The following is an 18,750-nucleotide window of genomic DNA, read 5'->3' on the forward strand; positions in this document are numbered from 1 at the left end:
TTAGGTAAGCCATCAGACCCAAGAACCTCCCTCCAAATTCTTCCCGACTAAATCGGGGATACGACAAGGCGCCTCATGGCGCACTGCCATCGGTCGGCGACCTGGAGGGCCTGCGGGGCGCCGCGGGTGGCACCTTCGGCGAAGAAGGGCGCCCGGTCACGGCAGATGATCTCGATGCCGGGCCGCTCGGCGAGCCAGGCCGCGAGCGTGTCCGCCTCCCGATCGGGAAGGAGGTCGACCGGGCGACGTGTCTCGACGTCGACGAGCACGGTTCCGTAGACACGGCCCTTGCGCTGGGCGTACTCGTCCACACCGACCACGCGGGGTACTGCGGTGGCGGGGTCCGGAAGCGAGGCGATCAGCCTCAACAGGGTGTTCCGGCTGACCGGAACCTTGAGGGCGTCCGTCATCCGGGCGCCGGCCCGGCCCGCGAGCGCAAGACCGACCGACACCAGCGTCGACCGCAGCCGTTCGGTCCGTCGCCCGAACCTGCGGGTGAGACCGGGTACTTGCTCGGCGAAGGTCATGCGCTCGCAGGATTCCTCCTCGCAGACGAACCTCCGCACCCGCAACGAACCACGACGAACTTGCCCGCCGTCGGCAGATCACGAGGAAATCGCAGGTAGGAGCCGTGTATTCGCCCCGACCAGCACCCGCACCCCGGACAGGCCGCCCGCCCTGCGGTCGTACGGGCCTCGACCCGGACGACCGTGTCGATCACCTCGACCGATTCCACCAACACGCCCTCGACCGAGGAAAACAGCAGCTCGTTCAACTGCGGCAGCACTTCGTTCACGGCGAAGGACTGTCGACTACACCACCGTCCAGCCAGGCGATTTTCGGGCGGACTTTAGTGGTCGCAGGCGGTCGGTGCGCGCATGACTGGCTGGCCGCGCATGAAGCTAGTGCTGGATTCCTCAAAGGAAGTACACATAGCGGCGGCGTACGTGCCTGGTGGGTGGTGCGGGTCTGCCCCAGATCCAGGGTCGGGCGCGGGAGTTGAGCCGGCCGGTGGCGACGCTGGTGGCGTGGGTGATGTGGTCTGGGTCGCCGAAGGAGCGTCCGGCCAGGGCGGTCTTGCGGAAGATGCGCCACCAGCCTTCCTGGAGGTTGAGCCAGCAGGCGCCGACCGGGATGAAGACGTGCTTGATGCGTGGGTGGTCCTCGAGCCAGGTGCGGGTGGACACGCTGTTGTGCGAGGACAGGTTGTCCGTGATCACGTAGATGTCCCCGGCGGGGTTGGCGTACTCGATCAGTTGGAGGAACTGCTGGTAGAAGGCGCTGTTGCGGGAGGTGGCGGTCATCGTGACCGCTTGACCGTCACGGACACGTAAGGCGCCGTAGACCCACGTCTTTTCCGGCCCGCGCGAGTAGTCGATCTCGTTCTCGATGCGGTGTCCGTCCGGCGACCAGCCCGGTGCCGGCGGGAAAGCGCGCGGGATCACCGGGCCGAGCTCGTCGGCGCAGATGACCGTCGCGTCGGCGGGCGGGCTGGTGTAGAGCTCGACGATCCGTGTCCTTTCCCCTCGAAGTCCGGATCCTTCGAGCGCGTCCAGGAACGCGTGCGCCGCCAGCGGACCCCTTCCGCGAGCAGAATCCGGCGTACCTGGGAGCGGCTGACCTCGATGCCCAGGTCCCGGGCCGCGGCGGCCAGCGTGTCCAGGGTCCAGGTCGGCGCCCTTCTGCGACTTGACCGGGTTGGTGAACGGCTGGCCCTCCGCTGCGGCAGTGGGCTGCGTGACAGCGACGAGCAGGGAGGCGATCAGGGACAGCAGAGCTGCCCCGAGCATTGCCCGGCGACGATGTGACCGTTGACGGTTCATGGTGTGGAGCCCGAGGGGCCCTTCCAGCACCTCGTCCGAGCGACTCCCTCCGCTCGTTCGAGGATCAGTGTTCGTATTTTGGACGGAAACAGAGGTTCGCTGGGTTTGGCGTCAATGGGTCGACTCCGGCGCGTTCGTCGGCCCGCTGCTCGGTGGCCTGTTACCGCTCGTGGACCTCGGCACCGCCTGCCTCGCCGGTGGCGGCGTCTTCTCACCTTCGTCCTGACCGGTTCTGAAGGCTTTTCCGTCCGGGGCGTGGAGACTCTTCGCGTGCGGCGGGCCGGAAAGGAGGAGCCGAGATCGCCGCATCCATTGCGACGCCAGCGCGTGGCAGATGTGCCGGTTCGTTCGCGCAGCTCCGGTCCGTGGGGTCGGAGCTGCCCGAGGGGTTACGGAACGCCGGTCCGGGTCACTGGGTGTAGAACGTGGCGTCGGCCCGGTCGGTCGTCGTGCTCACAGCCTGGACGTACAGCAGGTAGTTGTAGTGGCGGATGTAGCGGCCCGGGAAGTTGTACGACTCGTAGGAGACTCCGGCGGAGTCCGCGAGGCCGGCCCGGGCCGTGAAGGAGGCGTCACCGGCGAACAGCGACGTCCCGTCGTTCTTCTCCACCCACACCTCGTTGTTCTTGTGGCGCAGGAAGTAGCCGGGGAAGTTCGCCGACTCCAGGGAGACGGTGCCGGTGCCGGCCAGACCGGTGACGACCCGGAACTGCGAGTCGGCCAGCGGCGAGACGTTCGCCTCGATCTTGGCGCGGTAGTCCCAGTGCCGGATGAACCGGTCGGGGAAGTTGTACGAGGAGAGCCGGATCGGGGTGAGCCCGTCGGCGACCGGGATGCCGAAGTCGGGCGTGCCGTCGGCCTTCCAGTAGATCTTCTGGACGCGGGTGCGGCGGTTGGGGTCGTTGAGGGGGGAGCCGCTGATGTCCTTGTAGCTGCGGTCGTGGTAGACGAGGATGTCCGACTTGCCGTCCTCGGAGACCGTGAACTGGTTGTGCCCGGGGCCGTACTGGCTGGTGGCGGCGAAGCTGGCGAAGACCGGGTTCGCGGTCTTGGCCCACGACGAGGCGCTGAGCAGGTCGGCCGAGGCGGACGCGGTCAGCATGCCCATGCAGTAGACGTCACTGGTGGCGCTGGCGGAGAAGGTCATGAAGACCTTGCCGCCCCGCTGGATCACTGCCGGGCCCTCGTTGACCGTCACTCCTCCGGCGGTCTCCCACGCGGCGGTCGGCCGGCTGATCATGACCGGGGTGCCGGTGATGGTCCACGGGCTGGACATCTGCGCGACGTAGAGGTTGGTGCCGGAGCCGACGGCCGGGTCGTTCTGCGCCCAGGCGAGGTAGCGGGTGCCGTTGACGGCGAAGGTCGTCGCGTCCAGGGAGAAGGTGTCCAGCGGCAGGGCGATACGGCCCTTCTCCGTCCAGGCCCCGGTGATCGGGTTCGCGTCGGTGCACTCCAGGACATAGGGCCGGATGTGCCAGACGTTGTTGGCGTCACCGGCGGCGAAGTAGATGTACCACTTGCCGTCGATGAAGTGGATCTCCGGAGCCCAGATGTAGCCGCCCATCACACCGGTGGCGTGCTTGGTCCAGATGGTCGTCTCGGCGGCCGAGGGCAGCCCCTGGATGGTGGTGGCGCGGCGGAGCACGATGCGGTCGTACGCCGGCACGGTGGCGGTGAAGTAGTAGAAGCCGTCGGTGTGCTTGAAGATGTGCGGGTCGGCCCGCTGCTCGGCGATGGTGTTCGTGTACGTCACACCTGGTGACGCGGGCACGGCGGCGTGGGCGGTACCGGCCGAGACGCCGGTGACGGTGGCGGCGGCCGAGCCGGCGATCATGCCGAGGACCGTTCGACGGGTGAGCGCAGGTGTCACGGAGGACTCCCTCTGATGCCGGTGGTGCGGAGCTACCGCCTGTTCCCCATGGCCGGTATTTCGAACACCGTTCGTAATTTCAGCCAGAAGATAGATACTGCGCCCACCTCAGTCAACGCTTCCGACCAAAGAAAGCATCGTCGGCGCCACCCGAACCACTTGAGGAACCACGCATTGCCGGATGTATTGACGCTCTCTGTTTCCCCTCCTATTGTCTGCTCGATCTTTCGAACGCCGTTCGATATATCGCACAACTCAACTGGTCGGACAGTGAGTTGATGCCACACGCCGTCTGACCACACCCCGCTCACGTGCTCTGCCCGCCAACCATCCGTCCGGCCCGCACCCCGGCCCCCGCCCCCGCCCCGAACAACAACCGTCACTTCGCCGCACAAGCCGTCACACCACCGGCGCACCGGCTCGCATGCCCGACCCGGGACACCACGGCGACCCGCACTGCACACGGGAGACCCACCGTGGTCCGGAGCCGCTCCCTTCCGGATCGTGCGGTGGCCGGGCCTTGTCCCGCCCGCACCGAGACCGGGCTTCCCCGCCACCTCGCTCTCCCCCTTCGCCCGACGGTGGCGCCTGCACGACGACAGGAGATCCCATGACCGCTCTTCGCTCCCGGCTGTCGGTGATGTTGCTCGCCGTATGCCTTCTCTTCACAGGCCAGGCTCTGACCACACCCCAGCGGGCGGCCGCCGCCGACCCCGGCTACCTGATGGTGCACTTCACCGGCGATTCCGCGACCGGCCAGATGCTGTACCTCGCGCACAGCACGGACGGCCTGCACTGGAACGACCTCAACGGCGGAGCGCCGGTCCTGAACTCCATGATCGGCACGAAGGGGGTGCGCGACCCCGCACTGGTGCGCTCTCCCGACGGGAGCAAGTACTGGATCATCGCGACCGACCTGTGCGTCCGCTGCGGCTCGACGTACACCAACGGCAGCCCCAACTTCGTGGTGTGGGAGTCGACCGACCTGGTCACCTGGTCGAAGCCGTGGCTGCTCGGCGCCGCCGGACTGATCCCCGGCGGAAAGAACGCATGGGCGCCGGAGGCGATCTTCAACCCCGAGACCAACGACTACGTCCTGTACTGGGCGACGAACGCCACGGTGAACGGCATCTTCAAGTACCGCATCTACGCCGCCCGCACCAAGGACTTCCGCACCATCACCACCCCGCAGATCTGGATCGACCCGCCCGGCAGCACTCCGGTCGTCGACACCCAGATGACGGAGGTGCCCGCCGGCACCGGCCCCTACCGCTACCTGCGGGTCTCCGGCGACGGCCAGAATAACGTCGAGGGCAGCAACTCGATCCTGGGGACGTGGACCAACCTCGGCAACCTCTCCAGCATCGGTCTCACCGGCAATGTGGTCGAAGGCCCGGTCTGGATGAAGTTCAGGGACCGCAACGAGTGGGCCCTCTACATCGACTACAACAACCCGCAGGGCGTCCGCGAATACAGGCCGATCCTGACGACCAACCCGTTCGACGTCAGCACCTACCGGCTTCAGGATGCGGCCAGCTACGACATGGGCGGCACCCCGAAGCGCCACGGCGCGATCATGACCCTCACGGCCGCCGAGGAGAACCGCGTGCTCGCCCGCTGGCCCAACACCCCGGCCCAGCGGCTGCAGTCGTACAACTTCCAGGACCGGTATGTGCGCCAGATCAACTTCGACGTGCGCATCGACCCCGACGTCATCCCCGTCGAGGACTCCCAGTTCCGGCTGCGGCCCGGCCTGGCGGGCACCGACACCGTCTCCTTCGAGTCGGTGAACCACCCCGGCTACTTCCTGCGCCACGCCAACTACGACTTCCAGCTCGCCCTCTACGACGGCAGCAGCCAGTTCGCCGCGGACGCCACCTTCCGCAAGGCCGCCGGGCTCGCCGACTCCACCTGGTCGTCGTTCCAGTCGTACAACTTCCCCGACCGCTACATCCGCCACTACGCGTACTACCTGAAGCTCGACCCGATCACCACCGCCACGGGGCGCGGCGACGCCACCTTCCGTGTGACGAGCTGACCCGACGCCGACAGGGATGCCGGCGCCTCCAGGGAGAGCGCCGGCATCTCCTGGCATCTGTCCCCGACGCCAACTGCCCGGCCACGTGAATCCGCCCCTGCCCGTCGACCGCCTTTCGGCGCTGACGAGCAGCCCGGCCCCGAATCCGGTGCCGAAAACGGCCGAAGCCGCACCGGCACGGAGGCGTCGGCGCGACCCGCACCGTCCGCACGGCCGGGCACCGGGGGCTCGCCGACGCTCACCCTCACACCCATCCTGAGAAGGAGCCCTTCATGTTCAAGCCACCGTGGATACACAGCGTCAGACGCGCGCTGCTGGCGGCCGGTGCCACCGCCGCGCTCGCCGCCGGTCTGCTCACCGCCACGGCCGCCCCCTCGCAGGCCGCCACGCAGGGGCCGTGCGACATCTACGCCGTGGGCGGCACCCCCTGCGTCGCCGCGCACAGCACCACCCGCGCCCTGTACGGCGCGTACAACGGCCCGCTGTACCAGGTCAGGCGCGCCTCCGACAACGCGACCAAGGACATCGGCCTGCTGGCTGCCGGAGGTGTCGCCGACGCCGCGCAGCAGGACTCCTTCTGCGCGAACACCAGCTGCGTCATCACCGTCATCTACGACCAGTCCGGCAAGGGCAACAAGCTCACCCAGGCGCTCAAGGGCCACTGGCCCGGTCCGGCCGAGAACGGGAACGACAACCTGGCCAACGCCTTCGAGGCTCCGGTCACCGTCGGCGGACACAAGGCGTACGGAGTCTACGTCGCCCCCGGCACCGGCTACCGCAACAACAACACCAACGGCATCGCCACCGGCGACCAGCCCGAGGGCATGTACGCCATCTTCGACGGCACGCACTTCAACGGCGGCTGCTGCTTCGACTACGGCAACGCCGAGACGACCGGCAACGACGACGGCAACGGCACCATGGAGGCCCTGTACTTCGGCAACAGCAAGGGCTGGGGCTGGGGCAGCGGCAACGGCCCCTGGGTCATGGCCGACCTGGAGAACGGCCTGTTCTCCGGGGTCAACCGCGGCTTCAACGCCAATGACCCGACCGTCAACAACCGGTTCCTGACCGCCATGCTCAAGGGCGGCCCGAACCAGTGGGCCATCCGCGGCGGCGACGCCCAGTCGGGCGGCCTGTCCACCTTCTACGACGGCGTACGCCCCAACGCCACCGGCTACAACCCGATGAAGAAGCAGGGCGCGATCATCCTCGGCATCGGCGGCGACAACAGCAACACCGGCCAAGGCACCTTCTACGAAGGCGTGATGACCCAGGGCTATCCCTCGGACGCCACCGAGAACGCCGTCCAGGCCAACATCACCGCCGTCGGCTACAACAGCGGCTCGACCAGCACCGGAACCCTCACCCCCGGCTCGCGGGTCTCCCTGCAGGCCACCACCTCGCCCTGCTGCACCTCGCACTACCTGCGCCACAACGACGCCGACACCAAGGTCGTCATCTCCAGCATCAACTCCGCCAGCTCGGCCACCGACAAGGCCGACGCCACCTGGATCGTCCGGGCCGGACTGGCCAACACCTCCTGCCTGTCCTTCGAGTCGGCCGACAAGCCCGGCCAGTTCCTGCGCCACTCCAACTACCAGCTCTACCTGAACACGGACAACGGCGGCAGCTCGTTCGCGAAGGACGCCACCTTCTGCCCCACCGCGGGCAACAGCGGGGTCGGCACCTCCTTCCAGTCCGTCGACTTCCCGACGAAGTACATCCGCCACTACAGCTACACGGCCTACATCGCCAGCAACGGCGGCACCAACACCTGGGACTCCACGCGGTCGTGGGCCCAGGACACCAGCTGGCTCACCGCGTCTCCCTGGAGCTGACGAGGGACCGAACCCGTGGGCGCCTCCGGGCCGGGGCGCTCACGGGTTCGGGAGCCCCCACTCTTTCCCTACGCCCTGGAGGCACCAGATGAGCGCAACCCCCCTCCCGTCGCGCCGGCTGTTCCTCGGCATGGCCGCGGCCGTGCCACTGTCCATGACCGGCGCGCTGACGCTCGGCAGCCGGTCCGCGAGCGCCGCGACGGGCTCCCCGTTCGTCATGGGCTACTTCACCCAGTCACCGAGAAACCTCGGTACGGACTACGGCCTGCACCTCGCGGTCAGCACCGACGCGCTGCAGTGGATGCCGCTGAACCGGAACAACCCGGTGGTGACGCCGACCGGGGGCGACGGTGGTCTGCGCGACCCGTTCATCCTGCCCAAGCAGGACGGCACCTACGTCGTCATGGCGACCAACCTGAAGGGAACCGACTGGACGAAGCAGAGCCAGGTCATCCACGTCTGGGACTCCACCGACCTGCGCTCCTTCGACAACTACCGCCTGCTGAAACTGCACTCGATGGCCACCCACAGCTGGGCGCCCGAAGCCTTCTGGGACGCCTCCCGTGGCCAGTACGCCATCATCTACTCGGCCGTCAACAGCAGCGGACACAACGTGATCATGGTGAACTACACCACGGACTTCACGACGGTGACATCACCGCAGGTCTTCTTCGACCCGGGCTACGACGTCATCGACGGCTCCCTGGCCATGAACGTGAACGGCGTCAACTACCTGTACTTCAAGGGCCACAACAGCCTCGTGGGGGCGAGGTCCACCTCCCTCGCCCCCGGCAGCTTCACCGTCTTCACCTCCGGCCTGGCGCCGCAAGGAGGCATCGAGGCCCCGATCCTCGCCCAGGCTTCCGGCACCTGGTACCTGTGGGGCGACGCCAACGCGGTGTTCTACGCCTGGCAGACCAGCGACCTCTCCACCGACACCTGGACCGCCACCGACCGGCGCGTCTACACCCAGCCGCTGAACTCCAAACACGCCACCATCCAGCCGATCCCCCAGACCGTGTACGACAACATGGTCGCCAAGTGGGGCAAGCCCGCCTGGAACCGGCTGAAGTCCTACAACTTCCCGGACAGATACTGGCGGCACGCCGACTACACCGGCCGCATCGACCCGTACCCCTTCGACCCCTACACCGACTCGCAATGGAAGCTGGTGCCGGGACTCGCCGACCCCTCCGGCGTCTCCTTCCAGTCCGTCAACAATCCGACCCGCTACCTGCGGCACGCCTACTACCAGCTGCGGCTTGACGTCAACGACGGCACAACGAAGTTCGTCCAGGACGCCACCTTCCACAAGACCGCCGGGCTCGCCGATCCGTCCTGGTCGTCATTCCGCTCGTACAACTACCCGGACCGCTACATCCGGCACTACGACTACGTGCTGCGTATCGACCCGATCTCCACCGCCGTCGGCAGAGCCGACGCCACGTTCTCCGTCTGGTACTGAGACGACATGCCACGGGGCCCCGTGCAGAGGAGGGCGCCGTCGGTTGACCGCGGCCCGGACACGCGCCCTGGGACAACCCGACATCGTGGGCCCAGGACACCAGCGGCTCGCCGCCTCCCCTGGAGCTGACGGGCAACCGGCCCCGGACCGGTGCCGAAGAGAGCCGAATCCAGCACTAGCTCCACTCATCAGGATCATCCGGGGAACCGGGAGGCGCTCTACCGGCGGACCGCCGAAATCAGTCCGCCGGGCCGCTCCTCGCGCTGCGGCGGGGTGCTGATCGGGCGGCCGTAGGCGGCAGCGCGCTCGCGCAGGGTGTGACTGTCGGCCTCCCAGCCGTGCCCGGCCAGCCAGCCCACCGGGTCGTCGGGCATCTCCGAGACCCACATGGACGCCGCCGATCCCGGCACGGCGTCCGCGCCGAAGCGCTCGATCACCCCGCGCGAGCCCAACGTCAGCCCCATCCGACTGCCTGCCGCCGACTGCGCGCTGATCCGGGCCAGCAGCAGCTCCACCGCATCCTCGGGCAGATAGATCAGCAGTCCTTCGGCGATCCACACGGTCGGCACCGCCGGGTCGTGCCCTGCGGCGGCCAGCGCGCCCGGCCAGTCCTCACGCAGATCCACCGCGACGGTGATCCGCTCGCAGCGTGCGACGGCCCGCTCCTGGCGCAGCACCGAAGCCTTGAAGTCCAGTGGCGCGGCGGTGTCGACCTCGAACAGCCGGGTGCCCTCGGGCCAGTCCATCCGGAAGGCCCGGCTGTCCATGCCGGCGCCGAGCAGCACGACCTGCCGGACCCCGGACGCGGAGGCCTGCTGCAACAGGTCGTCGAGGAACTTCGTCCTGATGACGATGGAAAACGCTACGGCCAGCCGGCGGCGTCGCGCGGCCTCGTCACCGGGCAGCGGCGGCGAGGAGGGCCACAGGCCGCCCGCGGCGGCGAAGGCCTGAGCCAGCGGGTCGCGGAACAGCGCGTTCTCCCGCTCGGTCTCCAGCGCCCGCACCCGGGCCACCCCCACCGCCGTGGCCCACACTCCCGACGGCTGCACCCACTCCTGCTCATCAGTCACCGCGCCAGCCTAGATGATCGATTCCAAGGGGCCTGATGAGTGGAGCTAGCTTCAGGCGCGGCTAGGCGGTCATGCGCGCAGTGACCGCCTACGGCCACTAAAACAACCACTAGGGGAAGATCAACAGTCACCCTGTGTACGCGACCACACGAAGTGGACCAGAGCCAGAACTCACCTACAAAGCCAACCGCCGCCTCTTACGAAGCGGCGGTCACCCTCGCGTAGTTCCCGCTCTGGGCAAGATCCGCTTGAAGCTCTAGTCCGCCGGCAACGGCTCTCGCGTCAGACCCTCACCGCTGGTCCCGACCTGCAGGGGCTGAGACGGCTTCGACTGCACGGCTTCTTCCTTGCGATCGAGCCCCAGCAGGGAGTCGAGCGACAGGGTGCCCGGTCCAAGCACCAGTACCGCAAGAAGCGCGGCGAGCATGAGGATGTCCACCTCCGCTCCGCCCGAGCCCTTCGGACCGAGAACACCCAGGTGGAGGGCGTCGAGCTTGACCAGGACCGCGGTGCCCAGCATTTCCAGGCTGAGGAGCGCCGCGGCGACACGGGTCAGCAGTCCGAGCACGAGCAGGCCACCGCAGGCGAGTTCCATGGACGGCACCAGCCAGCGCAGCACCGAGGTGAAGGGCAGACCGGTCGGCCGCAGGAGGAAGTTCTCGAAGTTGTCGAGACCGAGAACGTTGATCTTGAAGAGGCTGTGCAGGATCATCAGCCAGCCGATCGTCGTCCGCACGACGACCATCAGCGGATCGTTGAGCCTGCTGAGCCGGTTCGCGGCTGAGGTGTAGAGACGCATCATTGAGTCCTTCGAACAGGTGGGTATGGAGAGGAGGTCGGCGTCGGGCAAGTGGTGTGAGGAGGTCCTGCGCTTGCCTCGATCACGGGGTGCCGCGTGACCGGCACACATACGTCTGGCGGCCAGAGACATGACGTGTCATCTCTGGCTAGGCCGGTGCGATCATCCCTGCCGACAGGTCGATGTCGGCTCCGCACAGCCCCGGCATGGCCAGCATGGCTACCAGGGCCTGGGCGACCTCGTCCTCCTCGACCAGCCGGCCCAGCGCTGCCCGTGAGGTGAAGTCCCGCTCGGCTTCCTCGACGGTGGCGCCCGTCAATTCGGCCGTCAGCCGGAAGTTGCGGTCCATTCGGGGGCCCCGGACCGGCCCGGGCGAGAGGGAGTTGACGGCGACGCCCTGCGGGCCGACCTCTCCCGCCAGCGTCCGGGTCAGACCCAGCAGCGCCATCTTGGAGGCTGTGTACGGGGTGCGGTTCAGCAGAGGGCGTTTGCCGCTCACGGAGGCCACGTTGACGATGTCACCGCGACCCGCTGCCAGCATGGGCGGCAGGAAGGCCCGGCACATCAGATAGACGCCGCGGACGTTGGCGGCGAACACGTTGTCCCACTCGTCCGGTTCGATGTCGACGAGGGGACGCACCGGGCCGGCCACACCCGCGTTGTTGACGAGCAACGACACGTCCTCGTCGGCGAGCTCGGCCGCGAGCGCACGCACCGAATCAGGGTCGGAGATGTCGCACACGGCCGTACGAGCCTGACCGCCTTCCTTCTCCGCCCGAGCCGCTGCCTCCGCGAGTGCCTGCTCGGTGCGGCCGACGAGGACCACCCGGGCCCCGGCCGCCGCCAGGGCGAGTGCGAAGGCCCGCCCCAGCGGCCCTCCGCCCCCTGTGACCAGCGCCGTACGGCCGTCGAGACTCATGCCGTGTTCCAGGCAAGCTCGTCGCCCGCCACCTTCGCGGCCCGGACGTCACCGGAGCGCGCGTGCCCCTCGAACAGCTCCACCCGCGCGGCCCGCCCGCACAGCCGGCCGAGCAGGGTCTGCGCGTCGGTGTCGGTGACCTCCTGGTAAGTGACGGTCTTCAGGTACTTACCGACCCACAGGCCGCCGGTGTAGCGGGCCGCGCCACGCGTCGGCAGGACGTGGTTGGTACCGATCACCTTGTCGCCGAAAGACACGCAGGTGCCCTCGCCGAGGAACAGAGCACCGTACTGCGTCATGCGCTCCAACGCGAGCCTCGGCTCGGCGGTGAGTACCTCCACGTGCTCGAACGCGAACTCGTCGGCGAGCGCGTACAGTTCGTCGACCGAGTCGACGACGTGCACCTGGCCGTGATCCCGCCAGGCGGGCTCGGCGAAGTCCCGGGTGGGCATGGTCGGCAGCAGCCGCTCCACCTCGGCGATGGTCCGCTCGGCGACCTCGCGGGATGTCGTGATGAGCACGGCGGGCGAGTCCGGGCCGTGTTCGGCCTGGGAGAGCAGGTCAACGGCGCATACGAAGGGGTCGGCGTGCTCGTCTGCCAGCACCAGGATCTCGGTGGGACCGGCGAACAGGTCGATGCCGATCTCGCCGAACAACTGCCGCTTGGCCTCGGCGACATACGCGTTGCCGGGGCCGGCGATCAGGTTGACCGGCTCCATGGTGTCCGTGCCGACGGCCATCGCGGCCACCGCTTGGACGCCGCCCAGCAGCCAGATCTCGTCCGCGCCCGCCAGGTGCATGGCGGCGACGGTGGCGGCCGGGATCTCGCCGCGGATCGGGGGCGTACAGGCGACGACCCGGGGCACGCCGGCCACCTTGGCGGTGACGATGGTCATGTGGGCGGAGGCGGTGAGCGGGTAGCGGCCACCGGGGACGTAGGCGCCCGCGGCCTGCACGGGGATGTGCTTCTGGCCGAGCCAGACGCCCGGCAGGGTCTCCACCTCGAACTCCCGCAGCGAGTCCAGCTGGTGGCGGGCGAAGGTGCGAACCTGCTCCTGGACGAAGCAGATGTCGTCGATGACCTGCTGCGGCACCGACGCGACGATCTTCTCGACCTCCTCCTCGCTCAGCCGGAAGGAACCGGGGCTCCACTTGTCGAACTTCTCGGAGTACTCACGCACGGCCTTGTCGCCGCGCTCGCGGATGTCCGCGATGACGCCGGCAACGGTCTCGCGGACCTGCCCGAGGGAGGCGGTCACCTCGGCCTTGGGGACGGCGTGCTTCAGGATCTCTGCCACAACTACGGCCTTTCTCAGAAGAGTCGGATCACACGGGCGGTGCTTCGAAAAGCACGTCGGGGTCGTTGAACTGCTCCTTGGCGACCGACTCGCTCATCGGGTCGGCGGTGCCCCACTGGTCCTGGGTGACCGGGTCGTCGACGTCGTGCCGGCCCGGGTGCCACAGGTCCTCTTCGAGGACGGCGAGCTCGGTGGTGTACTCCACTGTGTTGCCGTGCGGGTCGTGGAAGTAGGAGAAGGTGTTGTCGCCCGCGAGGTGCCGGCCCGGCCCCCAGGTCAGGCGCGTCCCGGCGCGCAGGACCCGCCCGGTGCCGCGCATGTACTCCTCCACCCCTCGCATCTCGAACGACGCGTGGTGCAGGGAGACATGAGGCCCACGGGCGATGGCGAAGGAGTGGTGCAGGGGGCTGCACCGCAGGAAGTACATGAGGTCGCCCATGTGCGTGGAGTACAGGGTGTCGGTGAGCCGGAAACCGAGGTGCTCGATGTAGAAGTCCCGCAGCCCCTCAGGATCCTGGGAGTTGACGACGCAGTGCGAGAGGCGGACCGGAATCGCCTCACGTTCCTCGATCTTCCGGTAATCGCGGACGGCGACATCCGCGGAGACCTCGACGACCCGGCCGTCCGGGTCGAAGAAGCGGATGCCGTAGCCGCCGCCCGGTGTGTCCAAGGCTCGCGGCTCATGCACGAGCTGGACGCCCGCACGCCCGAGCCGTACCGCCAGTTCGTCCACGGCCTCCGGCGAGACAGCCCCGAAGGCCACCAGATCCATCCGCTTCCGCTCGTCCTTGCGGATTCGGACGACGTACTGCTCGGGGCTGCCCTCGGCGGCGAAGAACGCGAGACCGCTGTCGCTCGCGACCTCGGTCAGGCCCCAGGTGGTGCCGTAGAAGGCTCGCTGGACATCGAAGTCCGGCACGGCCAGATCGACATGGCGCAGATGGGTGATGGGCTGGAAGGTCACTGTCCGCTCCTGACGGTGTTGCGCTGCAGGCCCAGGCCCGTGATCTCGGACTCCACGACGTCGCCGGGCTTGAGGAAGACGCCCCAGTGCGCGCCGTTGCCGGCCGGTGAGCCGGTGAGCAGGAGGTCACCGGGGCGCAGGGTGGTGGTCGTGGAGACGTACGCGATGAGCCGCGGGATGTCGAAGATCATGTCCTTGGTGGACTCGTCCTGACGGACGACGCCGTTGTGCCGCAGGGTGATCCGCAGGTCGTTCGGGTCACCGACGAACGCGGCCGGGACAAGGAAGGGCCCGGTCGGCAGGAAGGTGTCGGCGTTCTTGGCGGTGAACCAGTCCGTGCCGATGGCCTTCAGGTCGGGCCGATAGAGGCGGTCACGGGTGGTGAGATCGTTGCAGATGGTGTAGGCGGCGACGTACGACATCGCGTCCTCGACGGCGATGTTCCTGCCCGGCCTGCCGATGACCAGGGCGAGCTCCAGCTCCCAGTCGTGCTGCTCGCCGTGCGCCGGCAGCACGATGTCGTCGTACGGCCCGCACATGGCACGCGGCGAACCGAGGAAGACGTAGGGCACACCGCTGCGGATCCGCTCGTCCATCATGCTCTCGGCATCCGCGCGGGCCTCCTCGGGCGTGGCGCCGTGCACGCTCTCCTTCTCCGCGGCGACCAGGTCCACCACGTGCTTGCGGTAGTTGGCGCCGCTCTGCAGGATCTGGCCCGGCTCGATCGGGGGCAGCACGTGCAGGGCGGTCAGGGGGTGCCAGGGACCGTCGGCGGACCGGGCGAGTTCGTCCAGGCGGGGCAGCCAGTTGTCCCAGTCCTCGACGAGAGCGCGTACGGACGGCACCAGGTCGGACAGGTCGCGCACCCGCGCCCCGCTGACAAGGCCAGGGAAGGCGCCCGCACTGTTGCGGAACGCGCCGAGCGCGAAGGGTCCGGTGTGGGTGAGTGGATCGGGCACAGGCGGCTCTCCTCGTACGGGTGGGGTCGCCTTCGACGCTAGGCACCACGGAGAGACGGCGGAAATGGCCGTTCGCGATGCCTGCCATCATCGGGCCGCCCCGCTGCCTGCAACGATGTGCGGCCCCACCGCGCGGCGGCTCCATCGGCGTACGGGATGGATGACGTCCTCCTTGCCGATGCCTCGATCCGTTGACCCCCGTACCCGCCGCCGATCAGGCTCGGAGCTCCCCAACCACCCCGAGGAGCACACGTGGTAGTCGAGCATGCCGAGCTGACCGTGGAGGCCGGCCGGGAAGAGGAGTTCCAGGAGGTCTTCGGCAAGGCCCGCGAGCTGCTCGCCGAGGCAGACGGGTTCCGCTGGGCCGAGCTGCTGCGCTGCGAGGAGCGGCCGCGGACGTTTCTCCTGCTGGTCGGCTGGGAGTCGGTCGAGGCGCACACGGCCGGCTTCCGGGAGTCGGAGCGCTTCGCGCGCTGGCGCGCCCTTGTCGGGCCGTTCTTCACCGAGCCGCCGGCCGTCGAGCACTACCACGAACTCGGCCCGCGTTTCAGCGGCTGACCGCTGCCCCCCTTCTTCTACGTTCGCAAGGATCGTTCATGCCCGTACACAAGGTGCTCGTCGTCGGCGGCGGCATCACTGGAAGCGTGCTCGCCCTCGCGCTCGCCCAGCGCGGTGCCGACGTCGAGCTCGTCGAGATCTCCCCCCAATGGTTCGGTGTGGGCCACGGCATCACCATCCAGGGCAACGCTCTCAAGGCGCTGCGCTCGGTGGGCGTGCTGGACCGGGTGCTGGCGCGGGCGGTGCCGTTCGACGTCATGCGGCTCCGGCGTGCGGACGGCGAGCTCATCACGGAGCTGCCCACCCCCCACACCGGTGGGCCGGACCTGCCCGCGACGGCGGGGGCCCTGCGCCGCGACCTGCAGGACGCGTTGTGTGACGCCGTGTACGCGCACGGCGTCCCCGTCCGTCTCGGTCTGAGCGTCGAGCGCCTCGACCAGTCGCCCCGACACGTCGACGTGGCCTTCACGGACGGCTCCACCGGCCGCTACGACCTGGTGGTGGGCGCCGACGGCATCAACTCGGCCATGCGCTCTCTGATCGGGATCGTGGAGAAACCGCGCCCGGTCGGCATGTCGATCTTCCGTGTCGTCGCCGACCGCCCCGCCGAGATGGACTGCGCGGAGGTGTACTACGGCGGCCCCCGCTACAAGGCCGGCTACAGCCCGATCTCCCCCGGTCAGTGCTACGCCTACCTGCTCGACGAGAACCTGGACGCATCCCTGGTCGGGCCGCGCGCCTCCCTCTCCCTCCTGCGCGAGCGCGGCGCCGGCTACGGCGGCACCTGGGGCAAGATCATCGCGTCCCTGCCCGACGACACCGCCGTCGACTACCGCTGGATCGAGGCGATTCTGGTCGACGGGCCGTGGCACCGAGGCCGCACGCTCGTCATCGGCGACGCCGCGCACGCCTGCCCGCCGCTGATCGCGCAGGGCGCGGCCATGTGCATGGAGGACGCCGTGCTCCTGGCCGAGCTGGTCACCGGGGAGGAGCCGTTGGAGAAGGCCCTCGACCACTTCATGTCCCGTCGGCTGCCACGTGTGCGGACGGTACTGGAGAACTCGCTGCAGCTGGCCAAGTGGGAGATCAACCCCGCCACGCCGGGTGCCGATCCCGCGCGGATCATGTCGGAGACGCTCGACTCGCTGACGGCGGCGGCATGACCACGGCGAGCACCCCTGTCGTCGACGTCCACGGCCACCTGGCCGTGCCCGCCGCCGACGCCCTGTGCGCGGGGCAGTCCGGCCTGGCCGCCGAACTGGCTGCCGAGCAACGCGCCCAAGGCCCTCAGTCGCTGGCCGCCAACAGGGCTCAGCTCCAGTCGCTCGGGCAGAGGCTCACGGACGTGGGCTCGCGCCTCGCCGATCTCGACGCGATGGGCGTCGACATCCAGGTGGTCGGCCCGATGCCGATGCACCACTACTGGGCGGACGCGGACCTCGCCGCACGGCTGGCCCGCACGGTCAACCAGACGGTCGCGGAGCACTGCGCCGAGGCGCCCGAGCGGCTGTACGGCCTTGGTACGGTGCCGCTCCAGCATCCGGACCTGGCGGTGGCGCTGCTGGACGAGGCGGTCACCGAGTACGGGTTGTACGGCATCAGCGTCTCCACGACCGTGAACGGCCGGGAGCTGGCCGACCCGGCCCACGACGAGGTGTGGCGGAAGGCCGAGGAAGTCGGCGCGGTGGTCTTCGTGCACCCATGGGGGTGCTCACTCGGCGAGCGGCTCGCCACGCGGTACCTCGGGAACACGGTCGGACAGCCGGTCGAGACCACCGTGGCCCTCTCCCGTCTGATCTTCACAGGCGTCCTGGACCGCTTCCCCCGGCTGAAGTTCGTCGCCGCGCACGGCGGCGGCTATCTGCCGACGTACATCGGGCGCTCCGACCACGCCTGGCACGTACGGCCGGACGCCCGCGGGTGCGCCGAGCCGCCGAGCGCCTATCTGCGGCGGATGTGGTTCGACGCGCTCGTCTACACCCCGCGCGCTCTGCGCCACCTGGTCGAGGAGGTGGGCGCCGACCGGGTCGTCCTCGGCACGGACCACCCCTTCGACATGGGCGTCGACGATCCGGTGGCCCGGCTGGACGCCGCCGGGCTGCCGGAGGCCGAACGTGCCGCGATCGCCGGGGGCAACGCTCTCGATCTGCTGCTGAAAGGACGCACCCGATGAGCCTCGGTCCCATAGAGGAAGAGCTCGCCAAGGCCCGTTCCGCCTACCGCAACTGGGGCCGCTGGGGCGAGGACGACGTACTGGGCACCCTCAACTTCATCGACGACGCGATCCGCGCCCACGCGGCGGGACTGGTCCGCCGGGGCCGGTCGCTCTCACTCGCCCTGGAGTTCAACGAGAACGGCCCGCAGCGTGGATTCCGCGGCCGGATCAACCCGGTCCACTACATGAAGGACACCGGCTCCGACGCGGCCGCCGGCACGCAGGGCTTCCCGCACGGGTTCGGCGGCGCCGACGACCACGTGGTCATGCCTCTCCAGGCCTCCACCCAGTGGGACGGGCTCGGCCACATCTACGACAACAAGCAGGCCTGGAACGGCCGTCCGTGCACCATCGTGAGCGGCGACGGCGACTCGGTCACCGGCATCGAGCACATGAGGGAAGCCTTCACAGGGCGCGGTGTCCTGCTGGACGTGGGCCGCGCGGTCGGCGACGAGCACGGAGAACTCCCCGACGGATTCCCCATCCTGGAGGAGCATTTGCGCGCCACCATCGAGGCGCAGGGCGCGACCTCCACCGTCCGCCGCGGCGACCTCGTCCTCGTGCGCACGGGCCAGATGGGCCGCGTGAGGCGGCTGGGCGAGTGGGGCGGCTACGCGGCCGGTGACGCCCCTGGCCTCTCCTTCACCACCCTCGGCTGGCTGCACCGCACCGAGATAGGGGCGATCGCCTCCGACACCTGGGGACTGGAGGTGCGTCCCTACGAATTCGCCGAGCCCGCCATGTCCCCGCTGCACCAGATCGCGATCCCGAACATGGGCCTTCCGCTGGGCGAGATGTGGGACCTGGAGGCACTGGCCGAGGACTGCGCGGCCGACGGCGTCTACGAGTTCCTGCTGGTCGCCGCTCCGCTGCCGGTCACCGGCGCGGTCGGCGCGCCCGTCAACCCGATCGCGATCAAGTGAGCAGCCCA

17 protein-coding genes are annotated in these 18,750 nt (G+C 68.9%); 7 read left to right on the plus strand and 10 right to left on the minus strand.

The window, feature by feature from the left end; translation table 11 throughout:
* Window positions 1–47: 47 nt before the first annotated feature.
* The 4 genes from ACZ4RZ_RS46250 to ACZ4RZ_RS46265 all read right to left on the minus strand — a co-directional run bounded on the left by ACZ4RZ_RS46250 (window position 48) and on the right by ACZ4RZ_RS46265 (window position 3,657).
* Complete coding sequence (locus tag ACZ4RZ_RS46250; RefSeq protein WP_467753589.1) at window positions 48–527, minus strand: transposase; 480 nt, start codon at window positions 525–527, stop codon at window positions 48–50.
* Window positions 524–796, minus strand: coding sequence for a transposase family protein (locus ACZ4RZ_RS46255; RefSeq protein WP_467753590.1), 273 nt, complete (start codon window positions 794–796; stop codon window positions 524–526). The genes ACZ4RZ_RS46250 and ACZ4RZ_RS46255 overlap by 4 nt, the downstream gene beginning before the upstream one ends.
* A gap of 121 nt (window positions 797–917) precedes the next feature.
* Window positions 918–1,790 (minus strand): transposase, encoded by an 873-nt coding sequence (locus ACZ4RZ_RS46260; RefSeq protein WP_467753591.1) that lies wholly within the window; start codon window positions 1,788–1,790, stop codon window positions 918–920.
* A 442-nt stretch (window positions 1,791–2,232) separates the two neighbouring features.
* A complete protein-coding gene (locus tag ACZ4RZ_RS46265) occupies window positions 2,233–3,657 on the minus strand; it encodes a family 43 glycosylhydrolase (protein WP_467753643.1) in 1,425 nt (474 codons plus the stop codon).
* Window positions 3,658–4,303: 646 nt separating this feature from the next.
* Between ACZ4RZ_RS46265 and ACZ4RZ_RS46270 the strand changes: the two genes are divergently transcribed.
* The 3 genes from ACZ4RZ_RS46270 (at window position 4,304) to ACZ4RZ_RS46280 (ending at window position 9,037) form a co-directional block, all read left to right on the plus strand.
* Window positions 4,304–5,731, plus strand: coding sequence for a glycoside hydrolase family 43 protein (locus tag ACZ4RZ_RS46270; RefSeq protein WP_467753592.1), 1,428 nt, complete (start codon window positions 4,304–4,306; stop codon window positions 5,729–5,731).
* 272 nt (window positions 5,732–6,003) lie between these two features.
* Window positions 6,004–7,572 carry an alpha-L-arabinofuranosidase B gene (locus ACZ4RZ_RS46275; protein WP_467753593.1) on the plus strand — a complete coding sequence of 523 codons (1,569 nt, stop codon included), beginning with the start codon at window positions 6,004–6,006 and terminating at the stop codon, window positions 7,570–7,572.
* 88 nt (window positions 7,573–7,660) lie between these two features.
* Window positions 7,661–9,037, plus strand: a complete 1,377-nt coding sequence (locus tag ACZ4RZ_RS46280) for a glycoside hydrolase family 43 protein (RefSeq protein ID WP_467753594.1) — start codon at window positions 7,661–7,663, stop codon at window positions 9,035–9,037.
* 218 nt (window positions 9,038–9,255) lie between these two features.
* On the opposite strand, the gene ACZ4RZ_RS46285 is transcribed toward ACZ4RZ_RS46280, so the two are convergent.
* From ACZ4RZ_RS46285 to ACZ4RZ_RS46310, 6 genes are all read right to left on the minus strand, one after another.
* On the minus strand, window positions 9,256–10,071 hold the full coding sequence (locus ACZ4RZ_RS46285; RefSeq protein ID WP_467753644.1) for a class I SAM-dependent methyltransferase: 816 nt from the start codon (window positions 10,069–10,071) through the stop codon (window positions 9,256–9,258).
* Window positions 10,072–10,363: 292 nt separating this feature from the next.
* Entirely contained in the window at window positions 10,364–10,909 is a 546-nt protein-coding gene (locus ACZ4RZ_RS46290) for a DoxX family protein (RefSeq protein ID WP_467753595.1), read from the minus strand.
* A gap of 145 nt (window positions 10,910–11,054) precedes the next feature.
* Window positions 11,055–11,825: an SDR family NAD(P)-dependent oxidoreductase gene (locus tag ACZ4RZ_RS46295; RefSeq protein WP_467753596.1), complete on the minus strand. Its 771-nt coding sequence runs from the start codon at window positions 11,823–11,825 to the stop codon at window positions 11,055–11,057.
* On the minus strand, window positions 11,822–13,123 hold the full coding sequence (gene hisD / locus ACZ4RZ_RS46300; RefSeq protein WP_467753597.1) for a histidinol dehydrogenase: 1,302 nt from the start codon (window positions 13,121–13,123) through the stop codon (window positions 11,822–11,824). The genes ACZ4RZ_RS46295 and hisD overlap by 4 nt, the downstream gene beginning before the upstream one ends.
* A 28-nt stretch (window positions 13,124–13,151) precedes the next feature.
* Window positions 13,152–14,087, minus strand: coding sequence for a VOC family protein (locus ACZ4RZ_RS46305; protein ID WP_467753598.1), 936 nt, complete (start codon window positions 14,085–14,087; stop codon window positions 13,152–13,154).
* Complete coding sequence (locus tag ACZ4RZ_RS46310) at window positions 14,084–15,046, minus strand: fumarylacetoacetate hydrolase family protein (protein ID WP_467753599.1); 963 nt, start codon at window positions 15,044–15,046, stop codon at window positions 14,084–14,086. Before ACZ4RZ_RS46310 ends, ACZ4RZ_RS46305 begins: the two co-directional genes overlap by 4 nt.
* Before the next feature lie 252 nt (window positions 15,047–15,298).
* Between ACZ4RZ_RS46310 and ACZ4RZ_RS46315 the strand changes: the two genes are divergently transcribed.
* Genes ACZ4RZ_RS46315 through ACZ4RZ_RS46330 form a run of 4 tightly spaced genes read left to right on the plus strand, consistent with a single transcriptional unit; the run spans window position 15,299 to window position 18,742 of the window.
* Window positions 15,299–15,604, plus strand: a complete 306-nt coding sequence (locus ACZ4RZ_RS46315) for an antibiotic biosynthesis monooxygenase family protein (RefSeq protein ID WP_355945882.1) — start codon at window positions 15,299–15,301, stop codon at window positions 15,602–15,604.
* Window positions 15,605–15,642: 38 nt separating this feature from the next.
* On the plus strand, window positions 15,643–16,767 hold the full coding sequence (locus tag ACZ4RZ_RS46320; RefSeq protein ID WP_467753600.1) for an FAD-dependent monooxygenase: 1,125 nt from the start codon (window positions 15,643–15,645) through the stop codon (window positions 16,765–16,767).
* Window positions 16,764–17,777 carry an amidohydrolase family protein gene (locus ACZ4RZ_RS46325; protein WP_467753601.1) on the plus strand — a complete coding sequence of 338 codons (1,014 nt, stop codon included), beginning with the start codon at window positions 16,764–16,766 and terminating at the stop codon, window positions 17,775–17,777. Before ACZ4RZ_RS46320 ends, ACZ4RZ_RS46325 begins: the two co-directional genes overlap by 4 nt.
* Window positions 17,774–18,742, plus strand: a complete 969-nt coding sequence (locus ACZ4RZ_RS46330) for a cyclase family protein (protein WP_007385604.1) — start codon at window positions 17,774–17,776, stop codon at window positions 18,740–18,742. Before ACZ4RZ_RS46325 ends, ACZ4RZ_RS46330 begins: the two co-directional genes overlap by 4 nt.
* The last annotated feature ends 8 nt before the right edge of the window (window positions 18,743–18,750 follow it).

Source organism: Streptomyces sp. NPDC027189 (assembly GCF_055566975.1).